Annotated in this window: 22 protein-coding genes; 17 read left to right on the top strand and 5 right to left on the bottom strand. The window is 64.8% G+C overall.

Going from position 1 to position 23,945, the window contains the following annotated elements; all coding sequences use genetic code 11:
• Positions 1-294: 294 nt before the first annotated feature.
• Positions 295-1,944 carry a hypothetical protein gene (locus tag AC04PH_RS05285; protein ID WP_483064697.1) on the top strand — a complete coding sequence of 550 codons (1,650 nt, stop codon included), beginning with the start codon at positions 295-297 and terminating at the stop codon, positions 1,942-1,944.
• Entirely contained in the window at positions 1,941-2,486 is a 546-nt protein-coding gene (locus AC04PH_RS05290) for a DUF3726 domain-containing protein (protein WP_483064698.1), read from the top strand. Before AC04PH_RS05285 ends, AC04PH_RS05290 begins: the two co-directional genes overlap by 4 nt.
• A gap of 154 nt (positions 2,487-2,640) precedes the next feature.
• On the opposite strand, the gene truA is transcribed toward AC04PH_RS05290, so the two are convergent.
• A complete protein-coding gene (gene truA, locus AC04PH_RS05295) occupies positions 2,641-3,414 on the bottom strand; it encodes a tRNA pseudouridine(38-40) synthase TruA (protein WP_483064699.1) in 774 nt (257 codons plus the stop codon).
• A gap of 101 nt (positions 3,415-3,515) precedes the next feature.
• Here truA and AC04PH_RS05300 point away from each other — a divergent pair, with 101 nt between their 5' ends.
• The 3 genes from AC04PH_RS05300 to AC04PH_RS05310 are packed head-to-tail and all read left to right on the top strand — an operon-like array spanning position 3,516 to position 6,348.
• Positions 3,516-4,928, top strand: a complete 1,413-nt coding sequence (locus AC04PH_RS05300; RefSeq protein ID WP_483064700.1) for a YcjX family GTP-binding protein — start codon at positions 3,516-3,518, stop codon at positions 4,926-4,928.
• Complete coding sequence (locus AC04PH_RS05305; RefSeq protein ID WP_483064701.1) at positions 4,925-5,356, top strand: GNAT family N-acetyltransferase; 432 nt, start codon at positions 4,925-4,927, stop codon at positions 5,354-5,356. The genes AC04PH_RS05300 and AC04PH_RS05305 overlap by 4 nt, the downstream gene beginning before the upstream one ends.
• Complete coding sequence (locus AC04PH_RS05310; RefSeq protein WP_483064702.1) at positions 5,356-6,348, top strand: YcjF family protein; 993 nt, start codon at positions 5,356-5,358, stop codon at positions 6,346-6,348. The genes AC04PH_RS05305 and AC04PH_RS05310 overlap by 1 nt, the downstream gene beginning before the upstream one ends.
• Before the next feature lie 2 nt (positions 6,349-6,350).
• On the opposite strand, the gene AC04PH_RS05315 is transcribed toward AC04PH_RS05310, so the two are convergent.
• Complete coding sequence (locus AC04PH_RS05315; protein ID WP_483064703.1) at positions 6,351-7,346, bottom strand: DUF2125 domain-containing protein; 996 nt, start codon at positions 7,344-7,346, stop codon at positions 6,351-6,353.
• A gap of 82 nt (positions 7,347-7,428) precedes the next feature.
• Between AC04PH_RS05315 and AC04PH_RS05320 the strand changes: the two genes are divergently transcribed.
• The 3 genes from AC04PH_RS05320 (at position 7,429) to AC04PH_RS05330 (ending at position 11,572) form a co-directional block, all read left to right on the top strand.
• Positions 7,429-7,986, top strand: coding sequence for a gamma-glutamylcyclotransferase (locus AC04PH_RS05320; RefSeq protein WP_483064704.1), 558 nt, complete (start codon positions 7,429-7,431; stop codon positions 7,984-7,986).
• Between the two features lie 145 nt (positions 7,987-8,131).
• Positions 8,132-9,244, top strand: a complete 1,113-nt coding sequence (locus AC04PH_RS05325; protein WP_483066150.1) for a biopolymer transporter ExbB — start codon at positions 8,132-8,134, stop codon at positions 9,242-9,244.
• A gap of 3 nt (positions 9,245-9,247) precedes the next feature.
• Positions 9,248-11,572, top strand: a complete 2,325-nt coding sequence (locus AC04PH_RS05330; protein ID WP_483064705.1) for a peptidoglycan -binding protein — start codon at positions 9,248-9,250, stop codon at positions 11,570-11,572.
• Here the strand turns inward: AC04PH_RS05330 and AC04PH_RS05335 are convergent.
• The 3 genes from AC04PH_RS05335 to gloB all read right to left on the bottom strand — a co-directional run bounded on the left by AC04PH_RS05335 (position 11,569) and on the right by gloB (position 15,832).
• Complete coding sequence (locus AC04PH_RS05335; RefSeq protein ID WP_483064706.1) at positions 11,569-12,471, bottom strand: M23 family metallopeptidase; 903 nt, start codon at positions 12,469-12,471, stop codon at positions 11,569-11,571. The genes AC04PH_RS05330 and AC04PH_RS05335 overlap by 4 nt on opposite strands.
• Positions 12,472-12,535: 64 nt before the next feature.
• The gene (gene clpA, locus AC04PH_RS05340) at positions 12,536-14,857 is read right to left on the bottom strand and encodes an ATP-dependent Clp protease ATP-binding subunit ClpA (protein WP_483064707.1); all 2,322 of its coding nucleotides are present in this window, start codon (positions 14,855-14,857) and stop codon (positions 12,536-12,538) included.
• 183 nt (positions 14,858-15,040) lie between these two features.
• Positions 15,041-15,832 carry a hydroxyacylglutathione hydrolase gene (gene gloB / locus AC04PH_RS05345; protein ID WP_483064708.1) on the bottom strand — a complete coding sequence of 264 codons (792 nt, stop codon included), beginning with the start codon at positions 15,830-15,832 and terminating at the stop codon, positions 15,041-15,043.
• Between the two features lie 62 nt (positions 15,833-15,894).
• Here gloB and AC04PH_RS05350 point away from each other — a divergent pair, with 62 nt between their 5' ends.
• From AC04PH_RS05350 to AC04PH_RS05390, 9 genes are all read left to right on the top strand, one after another.
• The gene (locus AC04PH_RS05350; RefSeq protein ID WP_483064709.1) at positions 15,895-16,656 is read left to right on the top strand and encodes a class I SAM-dependent methyltransferase; all 762 of its coding nucleotides are present in this window, start codon (positions 15,895-15,897) and stop codon (positions 16,654-16,656) included.
• Between the two features lie 74 nt (positions 16,657-16,730).
• The gene (locus AC04PH_RS05355) at positions 16,731-17,336 is read left to right on the top strand and encodes a hypothetical protein (protein WP_483064710.1); all 606 of its coding nucleotides are present in this window, start codon (positions 16,731-16,733) and stop codon (positions 17,334-17,336) included.
• 291 nt (positions 17,337-17,627) lie between these two features.
• On the top strand, positions 17,628-18,188 hold the full coding sequence (locus AC04PH_RS05360; RefSeq protein ID WP_483064711.1) for a F0F1 ATP synthase subunit delta: 561 nt from the start codon (positions 17,628-17,630) through the stop codon (positions 18,186-18,188).
• Positions 18,188-19,723, top strand: coding sequence for a F0F1 ATP synthase subunit alpha (atpA, locus tag AC04PH_RS05365; protein ID WP_483064712.1), 1,536 nt, complete (start codon positions 18,188-18,190; stop codon positions 19,721-19,723). The genes AC04PH_RS05360 and atpA overlap by 1 nt, the downstream gene beginning before the upstream one ends.
• 27 nt (positions 19,724-19,750) lie before the next feature.
• Positions 19,751-20,623, top strand: coding sequence for a F0F1 ATP synthase subunit gamma (locus AC04PH_RS05370; RefSeq protein WP_483064713.1), 873 nt, complete (start codon positions 19,751-19,753; stop codon positions 20,621-20,623).
• Between the two features lie 18 nt (positions 20,624-20,641).
• Positions 20,642-22,066 carry a F0F1 ATP synthase subunit beta gene (atpD, locus tag AC04PH_RS05375; protein WP_483064714.1) on the top strand — a complete coding sequence of 475 codons (1,425 nt, stop codon included), beginning with the start codon at positions 20,642-20,644 and terminating at the stop codon, positions 22,064-22,066.
• Positions 22,067-22,088: 22 nt separating this feature from the next.
• Positions 22,089-22,514 carry a F0F1 ATP synthase subunit epsilon gene (locus AC04PH_RS05380; protein ID WP_483064715.1) on the top strand — a complete coding sequence of 142 codons (426 nt, stop codon included), beginning with the start codon at positions 22,089-22,091 and terminating at the stop codon, positions 22,512-22,514.
• Between the two features lie 215 nt (positions 22,515-22,729).
• Positions 22,730-23,269 carry a hypothetical protein gene (locus AC04PH_RS05385; protein ID WP_483064716.1) on the top strand — a complete coding sequence of 180 codons (540 nt, stop codon included), beginning with the start codon at positions 22,730-22,732 and terminating at the stop codon, positions 23,267-23,269.
• Positions 23,270-23,595: 326 nt separating this feature from the next.
• On the top strand, positions 23,596-23,943 hold the full coding sequence (locus AC04PH_RS05390) for an H-type lectin domain-containing protein (RefSeq protein WP_483064717.1): 348 nt from the start codon (positions 23,596-23,598) through the stop codon (positions 23,941-23,943).
• Positions 23,944-23,945 lie beyond the last annotated feature (2 nt).

A 23,945-nucleotide genomic window follows, 5' to 3' on the forward strand; every position in this document is an offset into this window, starting at 1 on the left:
GCCCCGTCTGCCCCGGGATCCGAAATCGCGGGGCGGTCTCTGATGCGGCAATGGTAAAGCGGCTGTCCCCGGATAGGAATGGCTCAACACGGGTTTGTGCAGGAATTCGCCGCTTTTTTTGCCCCGGATACCGGGTTCCGGCACGCTGCTATGTCCTGTGACGTAGCGGTGTCGCGGACCTGCGTCAATTTCACCGCCCGGGTGTCGTATCCGGCACTGGACCGGGGGTGAATTGCGGGCCATTCTGCGCCCCGGTGCGTCTGTTGCGCGTGCCCAGAAAGTTGCAGGATCGCGATGCTCGACCAGGACGACATTCCGCCACAGGTACCACTGCGTCCGCCCGAAACGGTGATGCGCCTGCGCCGCATGGGCGCGTCCTTTCCGACGCGCCTGTCGTTCCTGCGCAGCCTGATGCGGCATCTGGCGCGGGAGGATGTGCGCGTGACCCGCAGGGTCTGGCAGATCGACGCAGACGGGTTCGGTCATGCGGTCTATGGCCTGCGGCTGGGGGGGTATGACTATGCTCTGGTTGCGGTCTCGACCGACCTGCCGCCCGAGATGCGCACCGACCGCGTGATCGCGACGGCCTGGGATACCGCCTATGTGCTTTATGACGGGATACCGGATGCTGCCGAAATCGCCCGGATCGTCGCAAGCGCGCCGCATCAGGAAGCCGCGCGCTTTACCGAGCGCGATCTCGTGCTGAGCCGTGCGAACAAATCCGTGCGCCTGTTCGATCACGTGGTGCAGGCGCTGCGGGCCGGGCGTGCGCCGGACATGGCGATGCTGTGCGATGTGGGGTATCTGATGCGCACCACCGCCGTTTACGGCAACGGCAAGTTCGGCATCGCCGACAGGACCCGGATCGCCGACCGCCCCGGGCTGTCGGGGCCGTTCATGGCAGAGATGCTGACGGTCTGGCTGATCCGCGGGTTCACCCATAATCTGGTGGAGCATGTCGGGGGCGGCACCCTGCCGCGCGAGGTCAAGCGGCATCTGGGTATCGGCAATTCCACTGGGCTGGGCATGGCACCGTTTCTGGTGGCACACCCCCTGCTGCTCGATGCGTGGATACAGGTGCGCGAAACAGCACTTGCCCGGGTGCGGGCCGTCCCGTCGCTGTCACCCGACCGGATCGACCGGTTCTATGCGTTGACGGCGCGGGCGGCGCAGCATCTTGCCGAGTGGGAGGTGCCGGACGCCATCGCGGCGGAGCGAATCGCCGTCCTGCGCCGCGAGTGGCCCGCCTTTGTCGCGACCCTGACCCCAGACCTGATGCTGGGGGCTGCCCCCATCGACCGGATCGTCCGGAACAGCGGCATCTATTCGGTCGATACGCAGGAGTTGATCGCTGCCCTGTGTCTGGAACCGTTTGGCGACTTGATCGACGGGCTGACCGATTGCATGGCCACACCCTTCGTCCCGCAGATCGACCCCGCGATGTCCTGCGCGGAGCTTTCGGCGCTGATCGACAGGGACTGGGGCTGGGCCTGTGAACTGGCCTATGAGGGCGCGGGCGAGGCGCGTTTCTGGTATGTGTCCGAGGAGAAGCAGGAGCCGCGGCTGGGCGACCGGTTCACCGAAGACGGCGCGGCGCTTGAAAGTCCGCTCGATATCGCGCGTCAGGTCAAGGCCCTGCGTGCCACCCTCGACGGCACGGACGGGACGGTGGCGGCATTCCTTCGGCGCTGTCCCCAGCATCGCTGTGCCGTGCGCCGCGTGCAGACGCTGGCGCGGCATCCTTATGCCGAAATCCGCGACAACCTGATCGGGGACACGTGCCTGCCTATCGACATGCTGCGCTGCAAGCTGTCGTTTTTCGGCGCGGCCAAGTTCGACCCGAAATCGGACCGCTGGACCCGGATCACGCTGGCGCAGGGCGCACCGCTCTGGGACGAGCTGGACGACGCCGACGACTGGTGGCTGCCGGTCGCCCCTGCATGAAGCGCGCGTTGACAGAGGCCGAGGCGCTTTTGCTCAAGGCGGCGCGGGGCGCCGGAGTTCCGCTGGGCCACGCCGAGGATTTTGCGCGCGCGGGCCGGTGGCTGCTGGCTGTGCAACCTGCGGCGGCAGATGAGTTGGTGACGGCTTTGGCCGGACCATACGCGCCGGTGACGCTGGACCCCGACGGGATGACGATTGCGGATGCACGCGCGGTCATGGCGGGGCCGGTCGCGATCGACCTGATGCTTTGCGGGGCCGACCGCGTGCGCCTGCGACGACCCGATGCGCCCGCGCTGCTGACGGCGATGCTGATGCGGGCCTGTGCCGAACGGGGGCTGACCGCACGGGCCGACATGGCGGGCCGGGACATGATTTTTGCCTTGTCGGATACGGGGCCGGAGCCGCGCCTGACCTCAGGGCCGGTTGAGGTTCCAGACCCTGTCTGGGATGCGCTGGCCGCACTGGCGGCAAAGACGTTTGTTCCCGCCACCGCAGCCTCGCGCCTGGCCGGGGCGGGGGCGGGACTGACCGACAACGATTGATTAAGGGTTGGACCAAGGATACTCGCTCGGTCAGTCACCATTGCGACAAGTTTAGAAACTGCGATTGCGTCGCCGACCGCTGCCCGGCGTGCCGCGGGACAGGTACAAACAGCTGTTTCAATTCGATGTCCGGGCCGGTTTACGCACCCACCCCTCAAGCCCCGGCGAAGGGATCGTCGGGGTAGGTGACACCGGCGAGGTAAAGCCCGTCGGGCGGGCTGACCGGGCCGCATGCGCCGCGATCCCGCGCCGCAAGTGCCGCTGCCACGTCATCCGGCTGCCAGGCCCCGCTGCCGACCCGTTCGAGCGTGCCGACGATGCTGCGGACCTGATTGTGCAGAAAGGACCGCGCCCGCACATCGAACAGATAAGCGACCCCGTTGGGGGCCGCTTCGGCGGTGATGTCGAGCCTGTCGAGCGTCTTGACCGGGCTGTTTGCCTGACAGGCGGTCGACCGGAAGGTGGTGAAATCATGCCGGCCCAGCAGATGTGCCGCGCCCGCCTGCATCACCGCCGGATCGAGCCGGTGGTTCAGCCGCCATGCCTGACCTGCCGCAAAGGTCAGCGGTGCGCGCCGCGACACGATACGGAACAGATAGCGCCTGCCTACGGCGGAAAACCGGGCGTGCCAGTCGTCATCGACCCGGGCTGCCTGCACGACCGCGACCGGCGCGGGTTTGAGGTGGTAGTTCAGTGCCTCGGACAGGCGGAACGGGTCCCAGTCGCGGCCAAGGTCGCAATGCGCCACCTGTCCGGTCGCGTGCACGCCCGCATCGGTGCGTCCGGCGGCGGCGATGGTATAAGCGCCCGGCTCCAGCCGTGCCAGTGCCGCCTCTACCGCGCCCTGCACCGTGGGCTGATCGGCCTGCCGCTGCCAGCCCGCAAAGGGGCCGCCGTCATATTCGATCTGGAGTGCGTAGCGGGGCATGGCGTGCGGTTAAGCCCTGGGCGGTGCAAAATCAATGCCTACACAACGGCGTGTGCCATGCCTATCTTGCCGGGCAGGACATTGTCAGGAAAGAGCCGCCCTTGGTAATCGCAGCCCTCGCCGATCAGATATCACGCAGCGTCGGCGCGGTCACCGACACGGTCTCGGCCCCGTTCTCCGATCCGGTGATCCGGCTGGGGGTGACGGGGTTGTCGCGGGCGGGCAAGACGGTGTTCATCACCTCGCTGGTGGCCAACCTTATGGACCGGGGCCGAATGCCGCAGTTGCGGGCGGCGGCCAATGGCGCGATCCGCACCGCCTATCTGCAGCCGCAACCCGACGACACGCTGCCGCGCTTTGCCTTCGAGGATCATCTGGCGCGGCTGACGGCGGCAGAGCCGCGCTGGCCGGAGGGCACCAACACGATCAGCGAATTGCGCCTGTCGCTGCGGGTGCAGCCGACGGGGCTGCTGTCGGGGCTGTCGGGGCCACGCACGGTGCATCTGGACATCGTGGATTATCCGGGAGAGTGGTTGCTCGATCTGGGGCTGCTGGACCAGGATTTCGCGGCGTGGTCGGCGGCCAGTATCGCACGCGCCGCCGGGCGGCCCGGGGGCGATGCGTTTCTGGCGGAACTGGCCGGGATCGACCCCGCAGAGACGCTTGACGAGGGGCGCGCGACAGGACTTGCCCGCGCCTTTACCGCGCATCTGCAGGCGGCGCGGGCTGCGGGGTTTTCCGACTGTTCGCCGGGGCGGTTTCTGTTGCCGGGCGATCTGGCCGGATCGCCGGTGCTGACCTTTGCGCCGCTGCCCGAAAGCGCCGCCCCGCGCGGTTCGCTTGCGCGGGAGTTCGCGCGACGTTTCGACAGCTACAAGCGCAAGGTGGTGCAGCCGTTCTTTCGTGACCATTTCGCGCGGATCGACCGGCAGATCGTGCTTGTGGACGTGCTGGGCGCGATCCACGCGGGCCCGCCCGCGGTGGAGGACCTGCGGCAGGCGATGGCGGATATTCTGGGTGCGTTCCGGCCGGGGCGGAATGCGTTTCTGACGCGGATATTCCGGGGGCGGCGTGTGGAGAAGATCCTGTTCGCGGCGACGAAGGCCGACCATCTGCACCATACGCAGCACCCGCAACTGACGGCGATCACGCAGGCGCTGCTGCGCGAGGCGCGCGACCGCGCCGATTTTGCCGGTGCGCAGACCGAGGCGATGTCGATCGCGGCGCTGCGCACCACGGTCGAGGAAACGGTGGAGCACCGCGATGGCCCGCTGAACGTGGTGCGGGGGCGGCTGCTGGGGTCCGACAAGCAGGCGGCGTTCTACCCCGGCGCCCTGCCTGCCGATCCGTCGCACCTGCTTGGCCCCGCGCGGTCGGGGGCCGCCACGTGGCAGGATGCGGGATACGAGGTGATGAGTTTCGCGCCCGCGCCGCTGACGCTGCGCCCCGGCGACGGGCCGCCGCATATCCGGCTGGACAAGGCGGCGGAATTCCTGATCGGGGACAGGCTGTGATCCGCCCCGCTGTCGCCGCCGACGCCGGTGCCATGGCCGACACGCTGGGCGGCTGGATCGCCGAGACCGACTGGATGCCGAGACTGCACAGCGCGGCAGAGGACCACGCATTCTGCGCCGGGCTGGTGGCGTCCACGCAGGTCTGGGTCGCCGATTGCCGGGACGGTTTCGGCTTTCTGGCGTTGGAGGGGCGCGAGATCGCGGCGCTCTACCTGTCGCCGGGGTTGCGCGGGCAGGGCTGGGGCAAGGCACTGCTGACCGCCGCCAAGGCCGGGCGCGACCGGCTTACGCTCTGGACGTTTCAGGCCAATACGGGCGCGGTGCGGTTCTATGAGCGGGAAGGCTTTCATGCCGCGGGATTTACCGATGGGAGCGGCAATGAAGAGAAACTGCCGGATGTACACATGATCTGGGAAAGGGCGGTGTGATGGCGAAGGGCCCGGTTCTGATCGAGATCGCGGATACCGCTACAACGCCCGGCCCGGCTGACGCGCCGCTGGTGCTCGATACCGATGCGCCGCCCACGGGTGCGGCCATGCAGCAGGTGGCGGCGCTGGCCGCGCGTAAACCGTCGGCGCTGGCGGGCTGGTTCTGGTCGCTCCTGCTGGCGCTGATCGGCTTTGTCGTGTCCCTGGCGGCGTGGGACTATATCACCGGGCTTCTGGACCGGTCGCCCTTGCTGGGCATGATCGCGCTGGTGCTGGTCGTGCTGTTCTGCCTCGTGCTGGCGATCATGGGATTGCGCGAACTTGTCGCGTTCTCGCGGCTCAAGCGGCTCGACACCGTGCACAAGGCGGCGGACGGGGCCCATAGCACACAGGATATTGCCGCCGCGCGCACGGTCATCGCCATGCTGAACCGGCTTTATGCCGCGCGCGAGGATACGCGCTGGGGCCGCGCGCGTCTGGCCGAACAGCAGGACGACATCTTCGATGCCGACGGGCTGCTGGGACTGGCCGAGACGACAGTGCTGGCCCCGCTGGATGCGCGCGCCATGCGTGAAGTGGAGGCCGCGACGCGGCAGGTCGCGACAGTCACGGCCATCGTGCCGCTGGCGCTGGCGGACGTTTTCACGGCGCTGACCGCGAACCTGCGCATGATCCGCCGGATCGCGGAGGTTTACGGCGGCCGGTCCGGGACCTTCGGCAGCTGGCGGCTGACGCGGAGCGTCCTGACACATCTGGTCGCCACCGGCGCGGTCGCGGTGGGCGACGATCTGATCGGGTCGGTGGCGGGCGGCGGGATGCTGTCCAAGGTGTCGCGCCGCTTCGGCGAGGGCGTGATCAACGGGGCGCTGACCGCGCGGGTCGGTGTCGCCGCGATCGAGGTCTGCCGCCCGTTGCCGTTCCACGCGCAGCCGCGGCCGTCGGTCACGGGCCTCGTCCGCCGCGCCTTGACAGGTGTGTTCGGCGGGGCGTGAGCCTAGTGAAATTTCGGCGCGGCCCCCAGTGGGATCGGGCCTGCGAACATGCGCCCGTTTTCGAACGTGATCGGAAGCTCCAGCGTTTCGGACCCGGCGGCGAGCGTGTTGGCCATGCTTTCGGCGGTCAGGCGCAGGCCTGGCTGCAACAGGCCCGCGTTCACGGCCATGGTGATCATGTCGCGCCAGGCCAACGCCTCGAACGTGATGCGGCCCACGGGTGTCCCATCGGGCTGCACCGTCAGATCACCCGCACCTGTGACCGCCATGTCGCCCCAGCGCAGGGTCAGGCTGTTGACGGCGAATTTCGTGACATGCGGCGATACGGTTTCGATGGCGGCCAGTGTATGCCGGTCGAGCGGGCGGTCGAGCGTCACGGTCGTGTCGAGCGTCAGCGTGCCGATTTCGGCGGGGTGCACGCCTGCGGGGTTCAGCACGGATTGCAGCCAAGCGGGCAACACCAGCGCATCGGCGTCGAAGTAAAGATCGTAGGTATTGGGCGTCGGGCCGTCTTCGCGCAGGGCGATGATCGCGCGGTCCAGTTGCAGCGACCACCCGGCATCTGACTGCAGCAGGGCCGGACCGCTTTCGGCGGTGACGGTATCCAGCGGCAGGGCGGTGCTGGCCGCCACCGCGGCGCTGGCACGCAGCCCGTCGCTTTGCAGCGTGATCGTCTGGCTACCCAGACGGATCGCCTGCACCGGCGGGAAGGCCGCGATCACCCGGTTCGGCTGATAGCTGAGCGCCATGGCCTGCACGAAGGGGGTGCCGTAGGCAAAGCTGCCGTCCGGGCTTTGCATGTCGAGCGCGGTGACGGTGGTGTCGAAGCGTGACGGAAAGCCGCGCGTGGCCACGTCGTCCGCCGCGACCTGCCAGCCGCCCGCGCGCAGCGTGTCGAGCATATTGCGCGCGCCGCGCTCTGCCGCCGTGGCCCCGACGAACCAATAGGCGCTGTAGATCACGGCCAGAACGGCCACCAGAATTGTCAGTCGGCGCATCGGCGACCCTTTTCATCAACAGGTTTTGCGTGTTTACAGGCGCGCAGTCAGAAGAACCAGCCGGAGTTGAAGGGGATCGCCGATGGCGTTGTGGGTTTTCGGATACGGATCGTTGCTGTGGAACCCGGGGTTCGTGCCCGCGGAAACGGTGAAGGCGCGGCTGGACGGCTATGCCCGCAGCTTCTGCATGCTGTCGATCCACCACCGCGGATCGCAGGACGACCCCGGCCTGGTGCTGGCGCTGGATGCGCAGCCGGGCGAAAGCTGCACCGGGGTCGCGTTTCGCGTGGCCGATCATGAGCAGGACGCGGTGCTGGCCGAGTTGCGCGCGCGCGAGTTGATTTCGTCTGCCTATACCGAAAAGACAGTCACATTGACCTGCGAGGATGGCAGCTCGCTGGAGGCGCTGGCCTACGTGATCAGCCCGGACCACGTGCAGTATTGCCAGTTCGACCTGGAAAAGCAGGCGCAGATCATCGCCCGCGCGGTGGGCGGACGGGGCCCCAACACAGAATACCTTTACAACACCGCATCGCACCTGACCGGAATGGGGATCGCGGACGAAGACATGCAATGGCTGGTCACCCGCGTGCAGGCCCTGACCGCCGCGCAGACACCGGTGGATGCGACCGGCGAATAATCATTGGGTTCGGGCGGCACAGACCCTATAAGAGGCGCAAGAAACCCGTTGAAAAGGGGACATTTGGGTGGCTGACACCGTGACCAACACGCTGGAACCCGAGGCCGAGCCGCAGTTTTCGCAACCGATCCGCCAGATCACGTTCATGATGATCGTGCTGGGACTGGTCGGTGCGGGGCTGTATCTGGGCTTTGCGCAGATTTCTGCAATTTACTGGTCCAATCCCTACCTCAACGGCGTGATCTTTGCAGTATTTGTGCTGGGCGTGCTGTCGTGTTTCGGGCAGGTTTACCAGCTTGTGAACTCCGTTCAATGGATCGAGGGCTTCGCCCGGTCGAACGCGGATGGCAGCGCACGCCGGGTGGCGCCCTCGCTGCTGGCGCCGCTGGCCACCTTGTTGCGATCACGCGGCGCGCGGATGCAACTGTCGTCCAGCTCCGGCCGGTCGATCCTGGATTCCGTCAGCCAGCGGATCGACGAGGATCGCGAGATCACCCGCTATATCGGCAACACGCTGATTTTCCTCGGCCTTCTGGGCACCTTCTATGGTCTGGCGACCACCGTTCCGGCGCTGGTCGAGACGATCCGGTCGCTCAATCCCGGCGATGGAGAGGACGGTGCGGATATCTTTGGCCGCCTGCAGGCGGGTTTGGAGAGCCAGCTGGGCGGTATGGGCACGGCGTTTTCGTCATCCCTCCTGGGGTTGGCGGGATCGCTAGTCGTCGGGCTGCTGGAGCTTTTTGCCAGCCACGGCCAGAACCGGTTTTACCGCGAACTGGAGGAATGGCTGTCGACGATCACTCGGCTCGGGTTTTCTGCAGGCGACGAGGGCACGAGCGACACCGGAATGCTGGCCAGTTTCGTCGATCATCTTGCCGAGCAGATGGACGCGATGCAGACGCTTTTCGTCCGCTCCGAGGAAAGCCGCGCGCATGTCGACGAGCGGATCGCACAGTTGCTGCACGTGGTCGAGGGCATGGCGCACCAGCAGGGGCAGGGCCATGCCGATACTGATGTGTTGCTGCGCATCGCCGAAGGGCAGGACCGCCTGCTCAAGAAGATCGGCGACAGCGGCATGGAGGGGATCGACGCGGAAAGCCGGATGCGGCTGCGGTCGATCGACGTGCAACTGCTGCGCATCCTTGAGGAAATGTCTGCCGGGCGCCAAGAAACCGTCGCCGATCTGCGCAACGACATTGCCGGGCTGAGCCGCGCAATCAAGCAGGGGCGGGGCCGCCCCACCAGCGACGGGACCTGACCCATGGCGCTATCCCGCAGACAGGCCCGTTTCCAGAACGCGATCTGGCCCGGTTTCGTGGACGCCATGACCGGGTTGTTGCTGGTGCTGATGTTCGTGCTGACGATCTTTATGGTGATCCAGTTCGTGCTGCGCGAGACGATCACCGGGCAGGAAAGCCAGTTGAACGAATTGTCGGCAGAGGTCGCCACGCTGGCGGCGGCATTGGGGCTGGAGGAGGACGCCAATGCCGCCCTTGCCGCGACATTGTCGGCGGCGGAAAACCAGGCCGATGCGCAGGCGGCGATCATTGCGGAGCTGACCGCGGAGCGCGACGCCGGGCTTGCCGCGCTGACGCAGGCGCAGAACCGGATCACCGGGTTCGAGGCGCAGGTGGCGGGGCTTCTGGCGCAGCGGGCACAGAACGAGGATCGGATCGCGGGGTTGCTGACCCAGCAATCGGCCAGCGAGGCGGAGATCGCTGGCCTGCGTGAGCAACAACAGGCCGCCGAGGATGAAATAGCCGGGTTGGAAGAACAGAACGCTGCCGCCGATGCGCAGATCGCGGTGCTTGAAGGCCAGCAGGTCGAACTGTTGAGCGAGGCGGAGGCGCTGAACCTCGCGCTTGCTGCCGCGCGCAGCGAGATCGACGCAGGTACCGAAGCCGCACGGCTTGCCGCGGCGCGGCGCGAGGCGCTGGAGGCGATGATCGCCGAACTGGAGACGACCGGCGAAGCGGATGCGGCGCGGATCGCAGCACTTGAAGACGCCAATGCCCAGAACACGGCGGAATTGACTGCACTTGAGGCCGAACGGCTGGCGGAGGCCGCGGCGGCAGAGGCCCTGCGCGAGCGGCTCGCCAATGCCGATACCGAACTGACGGCGATGACGCTGGCGCTGGAGGAACAGCGGCGCGAGGCCGAGGAGACACTGACCCTGCTGGCGGCGGCGGAAAACGCGCGCGACAATCTTGATCGGAACCTTGCCGCGGCGCTGCTGGCGCAGCAGCAGGCGGAAAACGATCTGGCCCGCGCATTGACGGAGGGCAGCGATCTGGATGCACGGCTGCTCGCCGCCCTGTCTTTGCAGGACACCACGGCGGCGGAACTGGCCGAGGCGCGGGCCACGCTGGCCGAAACCGAGGATCAGGCCGAAGACCTGACCGTGCGTCTGGCCGCCGCGATATCCGCGCGCGAGGCGACGGGGGCAGAGTTGCAGGCGGCGAAAGCGGCGCTCGATGCCGCGTTGGCCGAGGGCGAGGTGACGGAGGCCGAGATACAGGAACGTCTGGCAAGCGCGCTTCTGGCGCAGGAAGCGGCGGCTGCGGAGCGCGATGCGCTTGCGCAGACGCAGGCACAGACGGAGGCGGAGCGGCAGACGCTGGCGGATCAACTGGCCGAGGCGTTGCTGCGGCAGCAGGCGCTGGCGGCACAGGTGGAATCGCTGGCCGCAGGACAGACGGAAACCGCGCAGGACCGTGCGAGCCTCGAGGCGCGGCTGGCCGAGGCGCTGGGTGCTCTGGCCGCCGCACAGGACGCCGCCGATACCGGCCAGACGGAACGCGACCGGCAGGCGGCGCTGCTGGCGCAGGCCAACGCCGCGCTGAGCGACGAACAGGCGCTGTCCGCCGAAAGCCAGCGCGAGGTTGCCTTGCTGAACCAGCAGGTGGCGGCGCTGCGCGAGCAGGTGGGAACGTTGCAGACGTTGCTGAACGTGGCCGAGGAGGCGGATATTGCGGCGAACGTGCAGATCGAGCAACTGGGGTCGCAGTTGAATACCGCACTGGCCCGTGTCGCGGCCGAGGAGCGCCGCCGCCGGACGCTGGAAGAGGCCGAACGCGCGCGGCTTGAAGAGGAAGCCGCAAGGCTGGCCGCGCAGGCGCAGGACCTCGAACGGTTCCGTTCGGATTTCTTTGGCCAGTTACGCGACGTGCTGGAGGGGCAGGACGGCGTGCGGATCGAGGGCGACCGGTTCGTTTTCTCGTCCGAAGTGCTGTTCGAGCCGGGACAGGCGCAACTGTCGCAGCAGGGGCAGCGTCAGATCGCCAATGTCGCGGGGATCCTGCGTGACATCGCCGATGATATTCCCGCCGGGATCGACTGGGTGATCCGGGTGGACGGGCACACGGACGATGTGCCGCTTTCCGGGCAGGGCCAGTTCCGCGACAACTGGGAGCTGTCGCAGGCACGGTCCTTGTCGGTGGTGCGCTACATGCAGGACTTCCTGGGCATTCCGCCGCAGCGGCTGGCGGCGAACGGGTTCGGGGAGTACCAGCCGCTGAACCCAGCGGATACGCCGGAAGCGCGCGCGCAGAACCGGCGGATCGAGTTGAAACTGACCGAACGCTAGCGCGTCACCGTGACGGTTGTTTGCTGGCGGTCGAGTACGGCACCGCCCCGTTCCAACCAGATTTCGCCGGTGTATATGCCGGGTGGCCAGCCACCGTCCGGCGCGCGTCTGCCGCCCGAGCGCGTGACCTGCGCCTGCACCCGGTCGAGCGGTTCGGCCGTTTCGAAAAACACGCCCTCGGGTCCGGTGATTTTCAGATGCAGCGTGTCGCCCGCGCGTGTGCCGAACGCATGGCCCCAGAGGATCAGGGCCGGGTCGTCGGGGCCGATGGAGGGCACGCCCGCGACCCCGGCCTGCACCGCGCCGAACCCCGGCAGAAAGGGTGAAAAGCCGGTGGCGATGATCCCGCCGGGCGGGGCGGGAAATGGCGTGTCCCAGAGCGTTTCGAGTGACGGTGCCGCGCAGTCGATGACGCCATCGGGATCGAAGGGATCGACGTTGCGACCCTCGTGGCTGACCGCGAGGTGCAGATGCGGGAACTGCGTCTGCCCGGAGAGCCCGACGAAGCCGATGATGTCGCCTTTGCTGACGCGGTCGCCGGTGGTGACCGTCACGGACCCCTGCGCCAGATGGCAATAGCGTGTTTCCCAACCGTCGTCGTGGCGCAGGGCGACGGCATTGCCGCATTCCTGCCCGCTGGCGTCGGGTGCATTATCCGTCACTTGCAGGACGTCACTCATGGTGTTGCGTGTGGCGCGCACCTCGCCATCCGCGGCGGCAAGGACGGCGACACCCGCGGCCTGGGCCGCCAGTGTCGGCAGCGCGAAATCGGTGCCGGTGTGTGTGTCGTAACTTTGCGGGCCACACCGGAAATCGGTAGCGCCGGAAGATGGATCGTGATCGGTGAATTGTTGGATGTAGCAATCTTCGCCCAGCGTGCAGTCCAGCGGGAAGGCCAAGGAAAAATCCCCCGCAGCCGGGTGGGCCGCGAGGGATGAGATCAGTGTCAGCGCGAGGCGCAAATCAGTCTGCGGTCAGCAGCGGGGGTTTCTTGCCGGACCCGCCGATGCGGGCCTGTTCGGGTTCCAGGCATTGCAGGTCGATCTTGCCGTCCTTCACGCCGACCTTGACCAGACCGCCCTTCATCAGCTTGCCGAACAACAGTTCCTCGGCCAGCGGCTTCTTGATGTGTTCCTGAATGACGCGGCCCAGCGGGCGCGCACCCATCTTGGCGTCATATCCCTTGTCGGCGAGCCAGTCGGCGGCGGCGTTCGACAGTTCGATATGCACGTTGCGGTCGACCAGTTGCGCCTCAAGCTGGAGGACGAATTTCTCGACCACGCGGAGAATGACAGGTTTCGGCAGCGCGCCGAAGCTGATGATCGCATCCAGACGGTTGCGGAATTCCGGCGTGAACGTGCGTTCGATGGCCGCCGTATCCTCGCCCTCGCGGGTTTCGCGGCCAAAGCCCATCGCGTTCTTGGACATTTCAGATGCCCCGGCGTTCGACGTCATGATCAGGATCACGTTGCGGAAGTCAGTCGTGCGGCCGTTATGGTCGGTCAGCTTGCCGTGGTCCATCACCTGCAGCAGGATATTGTAGACGTCCGGGTGCGCCTTTTCCATCTCGTCGAGCAGCAGCACGCAATGCGGGTTCTGATCCACACCATCGGTCAGCATGCCGCCTTGGTCGAAACCGACGTACCCGGGAGGGGCACCGATCAGACGGCTGACGGCGTGTTTCTCCATGTATTCCGACATATCGAAGCGTAGCAATTCCACGCCCAGCGTATCCGCCAGTTGCTTTGCCACTTCCGTTTTGCCGACACCGGTCGGCCCGGCGAAGAGGTAGTTGCCGATGGGCTTTTCCGGCTCGCGCAGGCCCGCGCGGGCGAGCTTGATCGCGGAGGACAGCGCCACGATGGCGTCGTCCTGCCCGAAGACCACGCGCTTGAGCGATTTTTCGAGATCCTTGAGGACCTCGGCATCGTCCTTGCTGACGTTCTTGGGCGGGATGCGGGCGATCTTGGCCACCACGGCCTCGATCTCCTTGGTACCGATAGTCTTGCGGCGCTTGGATTCCGCGACCAGATGCTGTGCCGCACCGGCCTCGTCGATCACGTCGATGGCCTTGTCGGGCAGCTTGCGGTCGTTGATGTAGCGCGCGGACAGTTCCACCGCGGTGCGGATCGCGTCGGCGGTATATTTGATGCTGTGATGCTCTTCGAAATGCGGTTTCAGGCCGCGCAGGATTTTCACTGTATCCTCGACCGAGGGTTCGGTTACGTCGATCTTCTGGAACCGGCGCGACAGGGCGCGGTCCTTTTCGAAATGCTGGCGGAATTCCTTGTAGGTGGTGGAGCCCATGCAGCGCAGCTTGCCGCCCTGCAAGGCAGGCTTCAGTAGGTTGGAGGCATCCATCGCACCGCCGGATGTGGCGCCGGCGCCGATGACGGTGTGGATTTCGTCGATGAACAGCACCGCGTCGGGGTGATCTTCCATCTCTGTCATCACCGCCTTGAGCCGTTCCTCGAAATCGCCGCGATAGCGGGTGCCGGCCAGCAGCGCGCCCATGTCGAGCGAATAGATCGTGGCAGACGACAGCACCTCCGGCGTGTCGTCGTTGACGATCTTGAAGGCGAGACCCTCGGCGATGGCGGTCTTGCCGACACCCGGGTCACCCACTAGCAGCGGGTTGTTCTTGCGGCGGCGGCACAGCACCTGGATGCAGCGTTCGACCTCGTGGTTACGGCCGATGAGCGGATCGACGTCGCCCTTGGAGGCCTTGGCGTTCAGGTCGACGCAGTATTTGGCCAGTGCGCTTTTCTCTTCCTCGGCCTCGGCGTTGTCGACGGTCTCTCCGTCCGACGTGCCGGTGACGGGGCGGCTTTCGCCGAAGGCCGGATCCTTGGCGACGCCATGTGCGATGAAGTTCACCGCGTCATAGCGGGTCATGTCCTGCTCTTGCAGGAAATAGGCGGCGTTGCTTTCACGTTCGGCAAAGATCGCGACCAGCACGTTGGCGCCGGTCACTTCGGTCTTGCCGGAGGATTGCACGTGGATCGCGGCGCGCTGGATTACGCGCTGGAACGCGGCAGTCGGCACCGCCTCCGACCCGTCGACATCGGTGATCAGGTTCGCCAGATCCTCGTCGATGAAATCCTCGAGGTCCTTGCGCAGTTCATCCAGATTGACGGAACAGGCCTGCATGACGCGGGCCGCGTCCGGTTCGTCGATCAATGACAGCAGCAGGTGTTCCAGCGTCGCAAGCTCATGCTTGCGGGCATTGGCCAGGGCCAGCGCGCCATGAATGGATTGTTCGAGCGTCGTGGAAAAAGATGGCACGTTCGGTGCTCCTTTTGATCGGGGGCAGAATGGCGGACGCCCATCCTGACCGTGGCCTCTTACCTTTAAGGTTTGGTTTTATTCGCCAACCTTCAAGGATTTTCTTTGCGCGGGGCATCACAATTTCGGTGATGTTCCGTATTCGTAACCGTTGTGCTGCTCTGGCAGGCGTTACTTCTGCCGTCAGGCGCGGTCCTTGCGGGCGCGGATTTCGGCGAACACCGCCGCATCGGGCGCGTCGGGCATGTCGACCCGCGCCTTCACCTCGGGCAGGTGCACACGCAGATAGGGGTTGAGTCGCTTTTCTTCGCCGAGCGTGACGCCGGTCGTGGGCCAGTGCTCGTCCGCAAGCATATCTAGGTGGTGTTTGCGTTTCGACAAGGCCCGTGCGTCGGGGGCGAAGCGGGCGGCGAATTCCAGATTGGCGTCGGCATAGTTGTGGCCGCAGTAAAGTGCCGTGTTGTCGGGCAGTTTCGCGAACCGCTGCACGGTGGCGTGCATCTGGTCCGGCGTGCCTTCGAACAGGCGGCCGCAGCCGTGGGTCATCAGGCTGTCACCGGAAAACAGGGCGGCGATCTTGGGCATGTGGAATGCGATATGGTCGAGTGTATGGCCATCGGCGGCCATGACCGCGACGTCAAGATCACAGACCGTGATGCGGTCCCCCGGGCGCAGCTTTTGGGTCAGTTCGGGCAGGCGATGCGCATCGTCGGCGCATCCGATGACGGCAAGATCACCCTTGCCGGACAGCGCATCCCGCAGATCGCCCAGCCCGTCGACATGGTCCCAGTGGTGATGGGTCAGCAAAACGGTCGTCAGCGTCAGCCCCTTTTCGCGGGCCAGCGTTTCGAGGATCGGCGCGGCCTCCGGCACGTCGATCAGTGCCGCCTCCTTGGTCGCGCGATTGGCGATCAGATAGGCATAATTGTCGGACAGGCACGGCACGGTGAGAATATCATATGTCATGGCTTTCATGGTGGGGTTTGCTATTGTCCTGTCAACCCCGGCCCGCCCGGTCAAAGCGACGGACCCGACCGATGCATCTTGATGTCTTGGACCTGCGCAATTTCTATTATCGCAGCCCCATCGGGCGGCGGGCGCAGAAGGTCATTCGCGACGAGTTGACGCGCTGGTGGCCCGACGTGACCGGGCAGACGGTCGCGGGTTTCGGCTTTGCGGTGCCGCTGCTGCGGCCGTTCCTGAAGGACGCGCGGCGTGTGATTGGCCTGATGCCGGGGCCGCAGGGCGTGATGCCGTGGCCCGCCGGGCAGCCCAACGTGTCGGTCCTGTGCGAGGATACGCTCTGGCCCATCGCGCGCGGGCAGATCGACCGGCTGGTGATGATGCACGGGCTGGAAACGTCCGAGCATCCGACGGCACTGCTGGACGAATGCTGGCACGCGCTGGCACCCGAGGGCCGGGCGGTCTTTATCGTGCCGAACCGCGCCGGGCTTTGGTCGCGGTCGGACAGGACCCCCTTCGGCTATGGCAGGCCGTATTCTATGGGGCAGCTTGAGGCGCAACTGCGCCGCCATGATTTCGTCGCCGAACAGTCCCTGTCGACGCTTTATCAGCCCCCGACCGACAACCGGGCGTGGCGGCGCGTGGCCGGGGCGGTCGAAAAGGTCGGCCACCATCTGCCCGTGTTCGCAGCGGGCGGGGTTCTGATGGTCGAGGTCAGCAAGCACGTGACCGCCCCCACGCGACCGGGGCTGAGCGCACGGGTACGCAACCCGCTGCGCGCGCTGGAAGGGATCGCGGGCGGACGCCCCGAACCGGCGCGGCGTTGCACCCGCTGAGCCGAAACCGGAATTCAGGCTTTGTAGATGGCGCGCAGCTTGCTACGCTTTGCGGCATTGAACGGAATGAGGATATGACCATGACAATTTCAAAGGTATTGACCGCCACCGTGACCGCCGCCTTTCTGTCGGGCTGCGGTCTGGCCGAACTGCTGGAAGAACCCTCCGAGGGAGAGCTTGCCGCGCGGGCCTTCGCCGCTGCGGTGCGCGACAACGGTGCATTCGGTGCCAACGGCGTGGAAGGGCTGCGAATCTACGATGCGTCCCGCAATCTGGGCGTGACCCGCGCCAGCCAGTTTCCGCAGGGTGGCAAGGTGGAGTACGATGGCCAGATCACGATCGGGGACGTTGCCACAGGCGTCGTGGGTGACCTGACGCTTAGCGCGTCGTTCATCAACGATACCATCGGCGGCGGGGCAAATGACTTCGTCGACGCGCAGAACCGTCCTGCCACAGGTGTGCTGACCCTCGGTCCCGGCGGAATCGATCGGGATGCGGACCCGGCCGAGTTCTGGCAGTTCAGCAACAGCCTGACCGGCCAGATTGACCAGGTCGGGCGCACCCGGAACGTGAATGCGCTGATCTCCGGTGAATTTCTGGGCAACGGTGCAGGATACGTGAACGGCGTCGTCCAGGCGGATGGCGACAACAACGGGTTCTTCGTGGCGCAGCGGCGCTAGCGACGCGGCGAAAGCGAATCCGAAGGCGGTCGCGCGCGTCGCGCGGCCGTCAGGATCGGGAGCGACTGTGATGGCGCAGGCGGGGTCGACATGGCGGATGTGACCGCTAACATGGGGTGCGGTGAAACCGGGAAATTGTGTCGCAGGGTGCTTGCGACGCCATAACACCTCTGTTACATCGCGCTAGATTTTGCCGCCCCCGCCACCGTGCGAGGGCCTAACACGCTGCCCGCTGTTGCCCCGCTTGCTCGGGGTCCGACGACCGGGTGCCAACAACTCGGAAGGGTGGACGTGTCCGAAACAGCTGGTATCTCCACAGGCATCGCCGAACGCTACGCATCGGCCGTGTTTGACCTTGCCCGCGACGGCAAGAAACTCAAGGCGCTGGAAGGCGATGTCGCGGCGCTCGAAACGGCGATGAACGACAGCGACGATTTCCGCACCCTGCTGACCTCGCCGCTTTACAGCCGCGACCAGCAGACCGCCGCGACTTCCGCCATCGGCAAAAAGATGAAGCTGTCGGACACGATGGCCAACACGCTGTCGCTGCTGGCGTCCAAGCGCCGCCTGTTCGTGCTGCCGCAGCTGACTCGCGTCCTGCGCGAGCGTCTGGCCGAGGAGCGCGGCGAAGTCACCGCCGACGTCACGACCGCAAAGGCACTGACCAAGGCACAGCAGGACAAGCTGGCGAAGACACTGAAAGACAAGGTCGGCAAGGCCGTCACAATCAACGAGACCGTGGATGAGAGCATCATCGGCGGTCTTATCGTTAAAGTGGGCTCGAAAATGATCGACACCTCGATCAAATCCAAGCTCAACGCACTCCAGAACACTATGAAAGAGGTCGGATAATGGCGATCCAAGCGTCTGAAATCTCTGCGATCCTGAAGGACCAGATCAAGAACTTCGGTCAAGAGGCCGAAGTGGCCGAAGTGGGCCGCGTGCTGTCTGTCGGTGACGGCATCGCCCGCATTTATGGTCTGGACAACGTGCAGGCCGGCGAGATGGTCGAATTCCCCGGCGGTATCCGCGGGATGGCCCTGAACCTCGAAGCTGACAACGTCGGTGTCGTGATTTTCGGCTCTGACCGGGACATCAAGGAAGGCGACACCGTCAAGCGCACCAACTCCATCGTGGACGTGCCCGTAGGTGACGAACTGCTGGGCCGCGTCGTTGACGGCCTTGGCAACCCGCTGGACGGCAAGGGCCCGATCGGTGCCAAGAAGCGCGCCGTGGCCGACAGCAAGGCTCCGGGCATCATCCCGCGCAAATCGGTGCACGAGCCGATGGCGACCGGCCTGAAATCCGTGGACAGCATGATCCCCGTCGGCCGTGGCCAGCGTGAGTTGATCATCGGCGACCGCCAGACCGGCAAGACCGCGATCGCGCTCGACACGATCCTGAACCAGAAATCCTACAATGATGCGGCGACAGACGAAGGCGACAAGCTTTACTGCGTCTATGTCGCCATCGGTCAGAAGCGGTCCACCGTGGCCCAGCTGGTGAAGCGTCTGGAAGAATCCGGTGCCATCGAATACTCCATCGTCGTGGCCGCGACCGCGTCCGATCCGGCACCGATGCAGTTCCTCGCCCCCTACGCCGCGACCTCCATGGCGGAACACTTCCGCGACAACGGGCGTCACGCGCTGATCATCTACGATGACCTGTCCAAGCAGGCCGTGGCCTATCGCCAGATGTCGCTGCTGCTGCGTCGCCCACCGGGCCGCGAAGCCTATCCCGGCGACGTGTTCTACTTGCACTCGCGCCTGCTGGAACGGTCCTGCAAGCTCAACGAGGACAACGGCTCCGGCTCGCTGACGGCACTGCCGGTCATCGAAACCCAGGGTGGCGACGTGTCGGCGTTTATCCCGACCAACGTGATCTCGATCACCGACGGTCAGATCTTTCTTGAAACCGAATTGTTCTATCAGGGCATTCGTCCTGCGGTGAACACCGGTCTGTCGGTGTCGCGTGTGGGTTCGTCCGCGCAGACCAACGCGATGAAATCCGTCGCCGGTCCGGTGAAGCTGGAACTGGCGCAGTATCGTGAAATGGCCGCCTTTGCGCAGTTCGGCTCCGACCTCGACGCAGCGACCCAGCAGTTGCTGAACCGTGGTGCGCGCCTGACCGAACTGATGAAGCAGCCGCAGTATTCGCCGCTGACCAACGCCGAAATCGTCGCCGTCATTTATGCCGGCACGCACGGCTACCTCGACAAGATCGCCGTCAGCGATGTCGGCCGGTTCGAGGCGGGTCTGCTCAAGCATATGCGCGGCGAGGCGAAGGACGTTCTGGATTTCATCACCAAGGAAGACCCCAAGATTAAGGGCGACGCCGAGGACAAGCTGAAAGCCGCAATCGACGCCTACGCCAAAGATTTCGCCTGAACGTCCCACAGATAAGGAGAACTAGGTTTGCCTAATCTCAAGGACCTTAAAAACCGGATCGCGACGGTCAAATCGACCCGCAAGATCACCAAGGCGATGCAGATGGTCGCGGCCGCGAAACTGCGCCGCGCCCAGGATGCAGCCGAGGCCGCCCGCCCCTATACCGAACGGTTCAACGCCGTGATGGCGGGGCTGGCATCCGGTGCTGCCGGATCGCCCGCGGCACCTAAGCTGCTGTCGGGCACCGGATCGTACAAGGTGCATCTGCTGATCGTCATGACGGCAGAGCGTGGCTTGTGCGGCGGCTTCAACGGCAACATCGCCAAGCTGGCACGTAGCCATGCGCAAAAGCTGCTCGCCGAAGGCAAGACGGTGAAAATCCTGACCGTCGGCAAGAAAGGCCGCGATGTGCTCAAGCGCGAATTGGCGGATCACTTCGTCGGCCACGTCGATCTGACGGATGTGAAGCGTGTGGGCTATGCCGATGCGCAGGGCATCGCGCAGGACGTGCTGTCCCGCTTCGATGCCGGTGAGTTCGACATCGCGACGATCTTCTTCTCGCGCTTCGAAAACGTCGTGGTGCAGCACCCGACCGCCCAGCAGATCATCCCCGCCCAGTTCGAAGAGCAGGAGGACGCGAGCGCGACCCTCTACGACTACGAACCAAGCGAAGATGCCATCCTGGCCGACCTGCTGCCGCGCGGTGTGGCGACGCAGATCTTTGCGGCATTGCTCGAAAACGCGGCCTCCGAACAGGGTGCGCGCCAGTCCGCCATGGACAACGCGACGCGCAACGCAGGCGAGATGATCGACAAGCTGACCATCGAATATAACCGTTCGCGTCAGGCCGTGATCACGAACGAGCTGATTGAAATTATTTCGGGCGCGGAAGCGCTTTAAGAGAACCGGAGAAACGTTATGGCAAATGCAAAAGGCAAGATCACGCAGGTGATTGGCGCCGTCGTCGACGTGAAGTTTGATGATCACCTGCCGGAGATCCTCAACGCGCTGACGACCGACAACAACGGCAAGGAGCTGGTTCTCGAAGTGGCCCAGCACCTTGGTGAAAACACCGTCCGCACCATCGCGATGGACTCGACCGAGGGCCTCGTGCGCGGTCAGGACGTGACCGACACCGACGGCCCGATCACCGTGCCCGTGGGTGACGAGACACTTGGCCGGATCATGAACGTGATCGGCGCGCCCATCGACGAGCGCGGCGACATCGGCGAGAAAGAGCGCCGCTCGATCCATGCCGACGCGCCACCATTCGAGGCACAGTCGACCGCGTCCGAGGTGCTGGTCACCGGCATCAAGGTGATCGACCTGCTCGCCCCCTATGCCAAGGGTGGCAAGATCGGCCTGTTCGGTGGTGCCGGCGTGGGCAAGACGGTTCTGATCCAGGAGCTGATCAACAACATCGCCAAGGTGCACTCGGGTTACTCTGTGTTCGCGGGCGTCGGAGAACGGACCCGCGAGGGCAACGACCTTTACTACGAATTCATCGAATCGGGCGTCATCAACATGGACGACCTGACGAAATCCAAGGTGGCGCTGGTCTACGGCCAGATGAACGAGCCTCCGGGTGCGCGTATGCGTGTGGCGCTGTCGGGTCTGACTATGGCCGAGGCGTTCCGCGACCAGTCCGGCACGGACGTTCTGTTCTTCGTGGACAATATCTTCCGCTTCACACAGGCCGGTTCCGAAGTGTCGGCTCTTCTTGGCCGTATCCCATCCGCTGTGGGCTACCAGCCGACGCTGGCCACCGACATGGGCCAGATGCAGGAGCGGATTACATCGACCAAGAACGGTTCGATCACCTCCGTTCAGGCGATCTACGTGCCTGCGGACGACCTGACCGACCCCGCACCGGCCACGTCCTTTGCCCACCTCGACGCCACGACCGTTCTGGACCGCGCGATCTCGGAAAAGGGTATCTATCCGGCTGTGGACCCGCTGGGTTCGACCTCGCGTCTGCTCGATCCCGCGATCGTGGGCGAAGAGCACTACTCCGTCGCCGCCGGCGTGCAGCAGACATTGCAGCGCTACAAATCGCTGCAGGACATCATCGCCATTCTGGGCATGGACGAACTCAGTGAAGACGACAAACTGACAGTGGCCCGCGCCCGCAAGATCGAGCGTTTCCTGTCGCAGCCCTTTGACGTCGCACAGGTGTTCACCGGGTCGCCTGGTGTGCAGGTGCCGCTGGAAGACACCATTGCGTCCTTCAAGGCCGTGGTCGCCGGTGAATACGATCACCTGCCCGAAGGTGCCTTCTACATGGTCGGCGGCATCGACGACGTGAAGGCCAAGGCCGAAAAGATGGCTGCAAGCGCCGCCTGATCGGATTTAAGGAGTAGCCCTTATGGCAAATCTACAATTCGATCTGGTCTCGCCCGAGCGGCGTCTGGCGTCACTGGAAGCCTCGGAGGTGCAGATCCCCGGGGCCGACGGCGACATGACGGCGATGGCGGATCACGCGCCGACGATCACCACGCTGCGCCCCGGCGTGCTGCGTGTGGTCCACGGCGGCGGCACCGACGAATATATCGTCGTCGGTGGCTTCGCCGAGATAACGCAGAAGGGCGTCACGGTTCTGGCCGAACGCGCCCTGCCGCGCGGCGAGGTCACGCAGGAGACATTCGACGGTCTGCTGGCTGATGCGAAATCTGCCCATGCCAAGGCGCAGGAGACGTTCAAGAACGAACCCGGCCCGGTGGACGACGCCGCCAAGCTGATCGCTGACATGGTGGCGGTGGGCGACCACATCGGCCTGACAGCGCGTAACTGATCCCGTTTGGTCGCAAACAAGTTCGGAAAGGGTCCCGTATCGCGGGGCCTTTTTTGTGGATGGGTGTGAAATCTATCCAGCAGCATGAAGGCTGTACGGTGTGTTTGGCGGCGTTGGGGAGGCGTCGAAAGAGCGAGCATTCGCAACTGAAGCATTTGTAGCTATATGATGTAAGACACGCATAGTGAGTTTTAGGAGCGCTGGTCAGTTGTCCGATGAAAGTGATTAAACAGTTTTTGTTCACATTCGCCTGTCTGTTCCCGGTCTTGGCTGATGCCAGGGAGTTGCCAGACGAGTTCTTGATGCGCTGCTTGTTGCCACTGATTGATGCCGATCCATTCGTTTCAGAAGGCCTTGTTGGCCCATTGAGTTTGCCGGAGGCAGACATTGGCGTAGAGGAAGCTACAGCGCAACGACAGTCTTGGCAGTTTCCAGAGAAAAACTGGACGCTTGGGACCATGACGGCAGTTTATGCCCAACTCACTGTTGCCCGTGCTTGCGGAATAACTTTGCATGGCTCTCAAGATACGGATAGCTCAGTTATCTCAGAAGTTATGAGTGCAGCAGGAATCCCCGCAGAAATTTGCCAGTACGAGCTAAACGCTTCGGGCGTGTTCGGATTTCGGTCTGTGGTGCAGAATACGACACGCGGTTTTCCACTTATGGTTAATTTTTCACCCGTTGAAGATGGCGACCACGTTTTGATAGCTTGGGAAGTCTTGCCTCAGGTTGCCGCTTCCCCATGTAGCCGGTGAAAGAAATTTGAAGGGCAGCTTCGTCCCGCAAACCTGACATCGACACCTCACACGATTACTAGCCGTGTCGCTGACTTCGCTGCAGCGATTGCACCAGTGCCATTCTCAGCCCATTCAGCGAGACGCTGGCAGAACCCGGCTGTTCCTGATGTACGGCAGCCCAGTCGTCCCGGCCTGCGGTTGATCGGAGCCGGACGGTGTGACGCACGATACTGCATCGCTTAAGGCACCATGCGAAAAGCCTGACATGCGGTTCATTTCAGTATCGAAATCCGCTGACCATTACGTCATAAACCACGGCAGGGACGGAACGGACGGATGTGACGATGAAGCGATTGGACAGCCACAGCATCGGTGTGGATCAGGGCGAGGTGACGCTGTTTTCGGATTTCGAGGATGACGGCGAAATGTGGTCGGGCACCGGCCCGCGGATGCGCCGGATGGCGATCCGTTTTGCGGAACCCTTCGCTGCCGCACCCGCCGTGATGGTCACCATGTCGATGTTCGATATGTCCAGCACCACCAATCAGCGTGCCGATATCCAGGCCGAGGCGATCACATCCACCGGTTTCGACATCGTGTTCCGCACCTGGGAAGATACCAGGATCGCCCGAGTCCGCGCCGCCTGGCAGGCCATCGGCGCCCTGCGCAGCGAGGATACCTGGGACATCTGACG

This window comes from Yoonia sp. KMU-150 (assembly GCF_056858355.1).

Excerpts from the sequence above, each read along its gene's own strand:
- AC04PH_RS05285 (WP_483064697.1), top strand. The coding sequence starts at position 295 with ATGCTCGACCAGGACGACATTCCGCCACAGGTACCACTGCGTCCGCCC.
- AC04PH_RS05290 (WP_483064698.1), top strand. The coding sequence starts at position 1,941 with ATGAAGCGCGCGTTGACAGAGGCCGAGGCGCTTTTGCTCAAGGCGGCG.
- truA (WP_483064699.1), bottom strand. The coding sequence starts at position 3,414 with ATGCCCCGCTACGCACTCCAGATCGAATATGACGGCGGCCCCTTTGCG.
- AC04PH_RS05310 (WP_483064702.1), top strand. The coding sequence starts at position 5,356 with ATGGCGAAGGGCCCGGTTCTGATCGAGATCGCGGATACCGCTACAACG.
- AC04PH_RS05315 (WP_483064703.1), bottom strand. The coding sequence starts at position 7,346 with ATGCGCCGACTGACAATTCTGGTGGCCGTTCTGGCCGTGATCTACAGC.
- AC04PH_RS05320 (WP_483064704.1), top strand. The coding sequence starts at position 7,429 with ATGGCGTTGTGGGTTTTCGGATACGGATCGTTGCTGTGGAACCCGGGG.
- AC04PH_RS05325 (WP_483066150.1), top strand. The coding sequence starts at position 8,132 with ATGATGATCGTGCTGGGACTGGTCGGTGCGGGGCTGTATCTGGGCTTT.
- AC04PH_RS05330 (WP_483064705.1), top strand. The coding sequence starts at position 9,248 with ATGGCGCTATCCCGCAGACAGGCCCGTTTCCAGAACGCGATCTGGCCC.
- gloB (WP_483064708.1), bottom strand. The coding sequence starts at position 15,832 with ATGAAAGCCATGACATATGATATTCTCACCGTGCCGTGCCTGTCCGAC.
- AC04PH_RS05350 (WP_483064709.1), top strand. The coding sequence starts at position 15,895 with ATGCATCTTGATGTCTTGGACCTGCGCAATTTCTATTATCGCAGCCCC.
- AC04PH_RS05355 (WP_483064710.1), top strand. The coding sequence starts at position 16,731 with ATGACCATGACAATTTCAAAGGTATTGACCGCCACCGTGACCGCCGCC.
- atpA (WP_483064712.1), top strand. The coding sequence starts at position 18,188 with ATGGCGATCCAAGCGTCTGAAATCTCTGCGATCCTGAAGGACCAGATC.
- atpD (WP_483064714.1), top strand. The coding sequence starts at position 20,642 with ATGGCAAATGCAAAAGGCAAGATCACGCAGGTGATTGGCGCCGTCGTC.
- AC04PH_RS05380 (WP_483064715.1), top strand. The coding sequence starts at position 22,089 with ATGGCAAATCTACAATTCGATCTGGTCTCGCCCGAGCGGCGTCTGGCG.
- AC04PH_RS05385 (WP_483064716.1), top strand. The coding sequence starts at position 22,730 with ATGAAAGTGATTAAACAGTTTTTGTTCACATTCGCCTGTCTGTTCCCG.
- AC04PH_RS05390 (WP_483064717.1), top strand. The coding sequence starts at position 23,596 with ATGAAGCGATTGGACAGCCACAGCATCGGTGTGGATCAGGGCGAGGTG.